We start from the raw sequence: 2,334 nt of genomic DNA, 5'->3' as shown, positions 1-2,334 counted from the left end.
CCCTAATCCCCAATCCCCTTCACTTAAATTAAAGATGCTGTGCTAAGGTCTTATTCAAGGTGGTTTTTGGAACTGCCCCTACGACAGTATCGACTTGCCGACCCCCCTTAAAAACCATCAGCGTCGGAATGCTGCGAATTCCATAGTGGCTGGCGACAGTAGGATTTTGATCTGTGTTCAGTTTCACAAATTTCACCTGTCCTTCGTATTCAGCAGCAACTTCATCGACGACTGGGCCCACCATCCGGCAAGGGCCACACCACGGCGCCCAAAAGTCCACTAATACCGGAATTTCACTTTCCAAGACTTCTTGCTTGAATGTGGCTTCTGTGACATTTGTAATGGATGACATAAAATTGCCTTCCTAATTAATTCTATAATTCGATAATATCGAATTATAAAAATATATGCCACCTGATGAGATAATGCAACTATGAGATTTCTTTATCATCCAGATAGAAAAAATATTTCTTTACCGGGAGTGCTGTATGCATTGGGCGATCCAGTGCGGCTAGAGGTTGTGCGGCGGCTGGCCACTGAGGGGGAACAATGCTGTGCGAGTTTTGATTTTGCGATCGCTAAGTCTACTATGTCCAACCACTTCAAGATTTTGCGGGAGTCGGGGATAGTCTTTACACGTAAAGAAGGGACACAGCACATTAACATTCTGCGGCGTGAAGATTTAGAGATGCTGTTTCCAGGGTTGCTGGATGCGGTATTGAAAGCCGCTCAACCATTGCCTGTTGAACCCGTCAGTACTAAACAAACAGCTTCAAGGATTTAGGGGCATTGAGTAACGCTACCTGTTTAAGAATCTTCTCGTTTTTTAATTTGTGTTTCTAAATCAGCAAAGATATCATGTTGTTCTCGAAAAGCCCTTGGAGTGTGAGATAAACCTAAATCTGTAGAGAGTAAATCAATACCGTCGATAATTTTGGGTATCTGAGCTTGATCAACTTGCAGACCAAGAAAGCATTTCTCCCTGTAATCTGGTCTTCCCTGAAAGAGTGCGATCGCTCTTTTCAAAGGGCGCATAACCTCATAAGCTTTTTCAGCCTTCTCAATTGATGCTTGAGGGATTGGAGATTGCAGCCTGAGAATTGCTAAATCGATTAAATCTCTTGCCTCAACGCTGTCATCTGCGTAACGGTCAGAATTTGACAGCAGCTTAGAGGTAAAACAGTCATTGAAGCTTAAGCAGGGAACTGGTGACCAGTTTGGATATCTTGGTGGATCTAGTTGAAAACGAGTTTCGGCAATAATTTCCGTTTTAATCGGCACATCATCTACAATAACTATCATCCGAATTCCATACTGATTGCTTGTGCTACGTCCAACTTGAATTTTACTTAAATTCCGAAATAATGCTTCATGCCCACCATCAAATACCACTGTCCGCAGGTATTTGTAGCCTTCTGTACCAACGGAAGCGAGAAAATCAACGTCCTTACTCCAGCGATATTCATCAAACTCAAATGCAAGAAGGGTTCCGCCACCGAAGTAAGCAGAACCCTTTCTAAGTATGTCCGAATCTAAGGATTCAAGAACTGTGAGAATTTGATTATGCTGTTCTAACCTAAAGGTCATAAACAAACTTGCAACCAGGATTTATAGTGTCTGGCAAGTTCTTTAAGAAAATGGAGTTCTTCACCCTCAAGATTATTAAATAGGTTGTGATATTGCCAACCACGCTCGTAGCGACTCAGCATTTGTTCTGAAGTAAAGCGATATACATCGGCGGTTTGCCAACAAATTGATTCCAGAAAAGGCAGCTTTTTGGGGATAGTAACAGGATTAATTGTTGGTGTTGCGGTTGTCATAACTCTTTTAATCAACCACTTTAGGCTTATCTTTAATTTTAGATTAACACTAGCGATTTTGAAATTTAATTTTATTCCAACTATAAATTATCTGGGTTGGGGTAAACTCTTCCTTTCCAAGCGCCGCCACGCCCTTGCCAGTGACGTAGTGCTGAGTCTAGAGTCATCAGGGTATAGAGAAAAGCGATCGCAGGTAAGCTCAATGCGAACCAGACAGAACATTTATAAAAACGGATTGTTGGGTAGTAAGCGAAAGTCATTAACAGCCATCCTAATAAACCTGTAAATGCGATCGCCCAATTGCTCCAAACTGCACCCAGAATCACACATACAGGTGGAACTAGATAAATCAGAGGCATTCCTACCAAAGTTCCCAATAGTATTAATGGTGAATAATTCAGTTGGGTATAGGCAGTACGAGCAACCATATCCCAAATCGTCGCCAGCGAGTCATAAGGACGCAGACTCCGAGTCAAGCTACTCAATCCTAGCCAGATAGGCCCTTGATTGGGGA

Annotated in this window: 4 protein-coding genes and 1 pseudogene; 1 reads left to right on the top strand and 4 read right to left on the bottom strand. The window is 42.5% G+C overall.

Translation table 11 applies throughout. The features are described 5' to 3' along the window. Window positions 1-28: 28 nt before the first annotated feature. Window positions 29-352, bottom strand: coding sequence for a thioredoxin (gene trxA, locus ACFFAP_RS38010; protein WP_012412473.1), 324 nt, complete (start codon window positions 350-352; stop codon window positions 29-31). 81 nt (window positions 353-433) lie between these two features. Here trxA and ACFFAP_RS38005 point away from each other — a divergent pair, with 81 nt between their 5' ends. After that, entirely contained in the window at window positions 434-784 is a 351-nt protein-coding gene (locus ACFFAP_RS38005; protein WP_375516035.1) for an ArsR/SmtB family transcription factor, read from the top strand. Window positions 785-807: 23 nt separating this feature from the next. Here the strand turns inward: ACFFAP_RS38005 and ACFFAP_RS38000 are convergent, their stop codons facing one another. The 3 genes and pseudogenes from ACFFAP_RS38000 to ACFFAP_RS37990 all read right to left on the bottom strand — a co-directional run. After that, the gene (locus tag ACFFAP_RS38000; protein WP_375516034.1) at window positions 808-1,587 is read right to left on the bottom strand and encodes a nucleotidyl transferase AbiEii/AbiGii toxin family protein; all 780 of its coding nucleotides are present in this window, start codon (window positions 1,585-1,587) and stop codon (window positions 808-810) included. Further along, window positions 1,584-1,820 carry a hypothetical protein gene (locus ACFFAP_RS37995; RefSeq protein ID WP_375516033.1) on the bottom strand — a complete coding sequence of 79 codons (237 nt, stop codon included), beginning with the start codon at window positions 1,818-1,820 and terminating at the stop codon, window positions 1,584-1,586. The genes ACFFAP_RS38000 and ACFFAP_RS37995 overlap by 4 nt, the downstream gene beginning before the upstream one ends. Window positions 1,821-1,900: 80 nt before the next feature. Beyond that, window positions 1,901-2,334, bottom strand: a pseudogene (locus ACFFAP_RS37990) (glycosyl transferase family 2); the annotation flags it as partial.

Source organism: uncultured Nostoc sp., assembly GCF_964245575.1.
Lineage (GTDB): Bacteria > Cyanobacteriota > Cyanobacteriia > Cyanobacteriales > Nostocaceae > Nostoc.
Note: the sequence above shows the minus strand (reverse complement) of the source record. Positions and strands in the feature narration are given on the sequence as shown.